This window comes from Microcoleus sp. K4-B3 (assembly GCF_036704615.1).
Lineage (GTDB): Bacteria > Cyanobacteriota > Cyanobacteriia > Cyanobacteriales > Microcoleaceae > Microcoleus.
Map to the genome: position 1 here is coordinate 1 of NZ_JAUBSF010000164.1, position 5,941 is coordinate 5,941.

The 5,941-nt window shown below is 43.8% G+C and carries 5 protein-coding genes; 3 read left to right on the forward strand and 2 right to left on the reverse strand.

Annotation, left to right across the window (positions count from 1 at the left end; all coding sequences use genetic code 11):
• Window positions 1–200 precede the first annotated feature (200 nt).
• Window positions 201–707 carry a hypothetical protein gene (locus tag QUA78_RS31460; protein WP_333306645.1) on the forward strand — a complete coding sequence of 169 codons (507 nt, stop codon included), beginning with the start codon at window positions 201–203 and terminating at the stop codon, window positions 705–707.
• 104 nt (window positions 708–811) lie between these two features.
• On the forward strand, window positions 812–1,648 hold the full coding sequence (locus tag QUA78_RS31465; protein WP_333306643.1) for a YwqG family protein: 837 nt from the start codon (window positions 812–814) through the stop codon (window positions 1,646–1,648).
• 316 nt (window positions 1,649–1,964) lie between these two features.
• On the opposite strand, the gene QUA78_RS31470 is transcribed toward QUA78_RS31465, so the two are convergent.
• Window positions 1,965–3,074 (reverse strand): extracellular solute-binding protein, encoded by a 1,110-nt coding sequence (locus QUA78_RS31470; protein WP_333306641.1) that lies wholly within the window; start codon window positions 3,072–3,074, stop codon window positions 1,965–1,967.
• Between the two features lie 772 nt (window positions 3,075–3,846).
• Between QUA78_RS31470 and QUA78_RS31475 the strand changes: the two genes are divergently transcribed.
• Entirely contained in the window at window positions 3,847–4,245 is a 399-nt protein-coding gene (locus QUA78_RS31475; RefSeq protein ID WP_333306639.1) for a hypothetical protein, read from the forward strand.
• A 388-nt stretch (window positions 4,246–4,633) separates the two neighbouring features.
• On the opposite strand, the gene cobT is transcribed toward QUA78_RS31475, so the two are convergent.
• Complete coding sequence (cobT, locus tag QUA78_RS31480; RefSeq protein WP_333306637.1) at window positions 4,634–5,740, reverse strand: nicotinate mononucleotide-dependent phosphoribosyltransferase CobT; 1,107 nt, start codon at window positions 5,738–5,740, stop codon at window positions 4,634–4,636.
• Window positions 5,741–5,941 lie beyond the last annotated feature (201 nt).

Consider the following 5,941-nt stretch of genomic DNA (forward strand, 5'->3'; position numbering starts at 1 on the left):
AGTTGTTGAGTAACAGCTTGCCTTCTAGTAAAAGGCAGCTACTTTTAGCTGCGGCCATTGTTTAGTCTAAACTCCAGAATGTAAGGTTGATGTAGGTAATCTGCTGTGCGGGGGCGGGTTTTCTAAATTGCGAGTTTCCGACATAAATTGTTGGTAAAACCCGCCCCTATGGGAAACATATAATAAAGAACATAATAATTATGAAATACGATGTTGATACCCGCAGGCATGGCATTTTGACAAAAAGTTTATTTTTGTTCCCGATCGCCTGTTCTGCGTGCCTCGGAGCCTTGCTGTGGGGACAATCTGCGGCATTTTCCCAGCAGCCGGCTTGCCCGACTGGCAGCGCTGCTAATTTACCGTCGCCCCCGCTTTCGCAAACCGAAAAAAGCGTGCCGAGTCTGTGGTTAGCTCAAAAACAGTTTGGCGGAAAATTGCTCGATCGCTGGTTTGTCGATCCCGGCAATACTTGGGTAATTATTATCGTCAACCGCCAACTTTGGAGTTTGCTCGATTATATGGAACGCTATCAGTTTGTCAACCGCTTTGGCACTGTCGCCAGCGAATACGGTTACAATGTGCGAGTTTGCAACCGTCAAGGCACAGCTTTGGCAGTTTATTCGTGCAAGGGCGATCGGCTTAGTTGTCGCATTGATTTAGAATCTCTCTCAAATCCGCGTCTTCGAGGAAGGCGGAAGGAATTTTAGTAGGGTGCGTCAGCAGCGAGTTATTTGATGTATAATGGATAAATCAAGAGCTGACGCACCGTGCATTTGAGCTGATAAATGCGGTTTGTAATACGTAGAAAAAAATGAAAACAAACCTTGAGCTTCCTGCTGAATTAGAACCTTTTCGCCAAGAAATTGAAAGTTCAGAAAAGCCTGTTATCAAAATCACTTACGAACGAAAGGCGACTGATTTGTGGTCAAGCAAATTTGGCGGAGTGCCTTACTTGCCGAAAGGTTGCGATTTTCCCAAAGATAGTGATGGAAAATATATGCACCTTTTGGCACAACTCAATTTTGAGGAAATCTTTGCCAAAGTGCCATATTTAGCGCCTTTCCCCAAAAAAGGAATTTTGCAATTTTATATCGGTGACACAGATTTGTATGGCATGGATTTATACAAGTTGGACAATCAAAAAGATTTCAAACTATTGTATGTTGCTGAGATTGATAAAAATAATTTCTCCACAGATTTTGCTTTTTTATTAAATCAAGAATTGGAGGGCTTTTCACCTTTAAATTACAACGATGTGAATAATCCTCAAGAATGTTTGGCTTTAGACTTTAGTCTCCACCATGAGTGGATTGGTTGCGAAGACTATCAATTCAAACATTTTTTTACTATCGAAAGTATAGAAAAATTATCTAATTTAATGAGAGCAGATAACTTCAAATTAGGACGTTGGTATAATGCTAATATAGGTAATTATCAGACTAAAATAGGTGGTTATGCCTACTTTACACAAACTGACCCTCGTGAGGATAGTCAGCAATACAAAGACCATAAAGTTTTGCTCTTACAAATGATGAGTGATGAGGAGATTTGTTGGGGTGATTGGGGAGTAGGAAACTTTTTTATTCGTGCTGAAGATTTAGAAAAATTAGATTTTTCTAAGGTGATTTATAATTACGATTGTAATTAAAATTCAAATACCAACACTTCAACCCGTGCTATTTTTTTATTTTTCTAAGGTACGTTGTTGCGCTTCAGCGCTCTTTGGAAGCATCTCATTTTTTTAAAAAGTATTTTTTCTTTGAATAATGTCCCGCTCGCCTATTGTACAATACGGGAGCGGGGACAGCACTATAAATGCAAAACTGCTCCTTGCTCCTTGCTCTTTCATAGATAAAAAAGCGCTGAAGCGCAACTACGTACCTCAAACTGCTCCTTGCTCCTTGCTCTTTCATAGATAAAAGAGCGCTGAAGCGCAACTACGTACCTCAAAACGTAGTGAAATTTTAGCCTTTCACTACTTGCCGAATTTCTTGCCAGAGCGATCGATACAGCGAGATCCCCGCATCCCCAAACGGCAGCAGAAAGTCGCTAGCAGCAAGAATCTTAGCATCCGGCAACAACACAGAATTAGTGCGAACAGCTTCCGGCAAATCCTCGGGTTTCATGCCGACAATTATCGGCGAACTAGCCTTAGCCAGCAAAGATAATTGAGGAGCAATCCGAGGCTGCAAGCAAAAATCAATCCATTTTTCCACTAAAGAAACAGGATTTCCCGATGCTGGTTCTACCCACAAATCAGTCCAAAGTGCAGTTCCCGAAACCGGAATTACTAAAGCAATATCCTTTTGAGTTTGCAGCAGCGGCAGCAAGTCCCCAGAGGAACCTACTGCCAACCAAGTATCGCCTAAAGTTAATGGTTGCAGGTAAGCATCAGAACTATAAAGTTTAACTTGTCGGTGCAGATTTGCAAGTTCTTTTTTGAGATTTGGGACTCGATCTAATTGCTGCGTATTGTAAGATTTTCCGAGTTTTTTTAATGTTAAACCGATAACTTCTCTAGCACTGTCGGGCAGAGAAATTCGATCGCGCAATTCCGATCGCCACAAGTCACTCCAATCTGTGGGAGTCCACCCCAAAGACTTGAATTTATCTGTTCGATAGGCAATTACTGTACTTCCCCAGCGGTAAGGTGCGCCCCAAATTTTACCTTTAGGATCTAATTGACCGTCATCGTTGCGCCTGACGAGTTTTTGCCATCTTTCGGGCAATTGTGCCCAATTAGCAAACTTAGCAGGATCGATCGGCTGAATTAATTTTTGCCGAATTGCCAAAGTCAGCCAGTAATCTCCCAACATCACCAAGTCAGCTTGATTTTTTGATTTGGGAACCTGTTTCCACTCCTGCAATAGGGCGAATAATTCTTTTAATTGTGGTTCTTGCGTTACCTGCAAAAGCGGAGACGGTTGTAAATCGCGGCTAAATTTGCTTACCAGTTGGGCCGGAATACTGTTTTTGAGCGATCGAATTTTGAGAATGGGCTTGGAGTCGCACCCTGCCGCCAATTGACTTAAAGTTAGGGTGGCGGCCCCCAATAGCAAAGACCTTCGTTTCACCTGTGAATCCGCTTTTCTAAATATTGACCGATCGTTTTGTGTTCTGCGGCCCGGAAAATAATTGTTTGTCGAGTCCGGTAATTGGCGCCGATTTATCTTATTTCTTCCTCAAACACAGAGCCATTGTACTCGGTTCTGCTGCGCTGTGAGTCTGTTTTGCTCTTGCCCTGATTTTACCTTCTACCTTGTCGATCGAGCTTTCCGATGCCGACAGCCCCCTCAACTTAACGCCTGATTTCTCTGCTCCAAGTTCCTTTGAGCCAATTTCGCTTGTCCGGGTTGGCGATCGACTGCATCTGTGTTACATTTTTTAATATAACGAAACAAGGAGAGTGTTGCCCTCTGCCGCTGGATGACGCTTTTTACACAAGCGAAGTGAAAAATCCTTTTTAAATCCGCGACAGATTAATAACTAAAAAGCCACTGTTCTGAATCCTGAAAGCGCTGGCTAGAGCCAAGTCAATCTAATAGAACGCTCCGCGATCCGACTCTCAGAAACCTGATGTTTTAACTCTGATTGAAGGTTTGAACGAAGTATGGGGGTTAAAAAACTAGGTTCCTGCGTCCAAAACTATCTAAAACCTCAAATCTCAAATCTCAAATCGACTCACGAATGGCGATCGATTATCTTCAGACTGGCTTCCTAAATCTACCGTCAGGATTGGGAACACAACAATTACGTCAAAAATTAAATAATTTAGTGATAAATCGCAGTTATGTAAAGATTTACCTTATATGTAAAGATATAAGTTACGAGCCAAAGGATGATTGTATGGAAGCGCTCCACCAGCAAGTTACATTATTGACCCAACAAGTCGATGCCCTTTACAAACTCATAGAAAACCTCAATGACAAGCTATTCGAGTCAGCCCAGGAGACGAAGCTGACCCAGCAGCAGAGAAACGCCAGCTCTGGAACGGTAGGAAATGAGAAAACCTCGTCATATCAAAGCTACAGCCGTCTCGACGGGCTCTTTGAACACAAAGACATACTGTTAGATGACAGCTACTTCGACAAGAATTCTCAAAGCCTCGAAAAAGAGCTGAGCGCAGAAATTCAAATCCAGCGCCTAACCGCTCAGCTAACAGCAGCTTACAATCGAATTGCTGCTTTGGAAGAACAGTTGCTCGCCAAAAGAGTACACTCGCAACAGGTAGGCGGATCTAATTAAATATTGCTAGCGGGGATCGGGCATTAATCTCAAAAAAATACAAGTTGCGTTGATTTATGCTCGTCAACTTATAGAGTCATTGCATAGAGTTTTTTCTCTCGCGCAATTAGCAGGAAGAATACTGCATTAAAGCGAGATATTGTGTAGAAAATTATGTAAAGATGAGAGCATTTATGCTAAATAAAATGAGATAATTATTCAGCCAAAATGAAGTTTATTGAGCAGCAGAACCAGCTTCGCTGCTCGATAGGCGCATCTTAATTTTTAATGTTTAATTCCTCACAGCGCTGGACGCAAAGAAAACTAAAAACCCGGTTTTGGAGTGTATTCATCGCTGCAAAACCCCAATATTTGGAGTAAAAAACGGGTTTTTGGCATCCAGGACTATCTAATGTTTAATTTCACACCGCGAGGCTAAAGCTTCAACAGCTTGGAGGAGTTGAGTTGGAGTCCAATTTGCAGCCAAGCCACTGGCGATCGCACACGCTCCCGCACCCACACCTTCCTTAACATAGCCGCGATCGTAAGCTTGCAGTTGCCCGTAGCGAGATCCAGCAAAACTTAGCTGCGCGGCCAACAGAGCCACACCGCCGATATCATTAGCGAGTCCTACAGTGTCTCCTGTAGGGTCTTCCGCCACCCAGCGAGTAGTCCCCACCGCAACTTGTTCGGGACACCATACCAGAGCATATTCACGGGCTAAGGCTTGCATCAAAGCGTACACTGCCAGCATTTGCGTCCCCCCGGCCAGGAGTACCCCGCAAGTCCGACTCGCGGCGATCGCCATTCCCGCCACCGCTATTTGCATCGGATCGCCCACCGCCGCCACCAACTCCAGGGGAGTGCTGTTTTGTCCGCCAATTTCCCACTCAGCATGATTGAGTCCCGCTGTCACCGCAGCCAATTTTTGAGCGTGATTGCAGCGAGGATGAGAACTGTTAACCTTGCCCGCCGCTGCAATACCCAAACCCATTAACACGCCCAAAGCAGTAGTTGTTCCCCCAACTACGCACTCCCCTAAAATTAAATAGCTACCATTAGTTTGATCTGCCAATTTAGCTCCCCAAATTAATCCTTGTTCGAGCAAATGTTTGACTGTTTCGAGTTCTAAAGCATTCCCAGAAATCACACACTTTGCCGGAGTGCCGCCCAAATTAATTGCAGGTACGGGAGGTGGGAGGGGCAAACCAGCATTAAATAGGTAAAGGGGAATTTCCAAAGCTTCGACTACTGCGCGAGATATCAGTACCGGCGAGGCACCAGCTTCTAGGGGCGGCAAAGGATATTGGGGCGACGGTTGGGGGCCGTTATACAAAAATTCTGCATCGGCCAAACAAGTAAATTGTCGATCGTGCGGGGTTGCTCCTGCTGCTGAAATGCCCGGAATTAAGCCTGTAGCCGTAAATCCTAACACGCAGGCAAATATCGGTTTTCGTCCCCGATAGCGATCGAGCCACCGCTGACCCTGTTCTATTTCTGTATAAATACCAATCATAAATTAGTCATTAGTCATTAGTCATTAGTTAGCAGTCATTAGTCATTAGACCTCTCCAATAATTATTGTGGAACAGGCATCCTGCCTGTTCAAGACTTGCTTTTCAGGAGAGGTCTATTAGTCATTAAGCTGTTGTGCATTTAAAACGCATATTGTATTATACAATATAACCATATTTATGAAAAGTCAATGCCTAGTAAA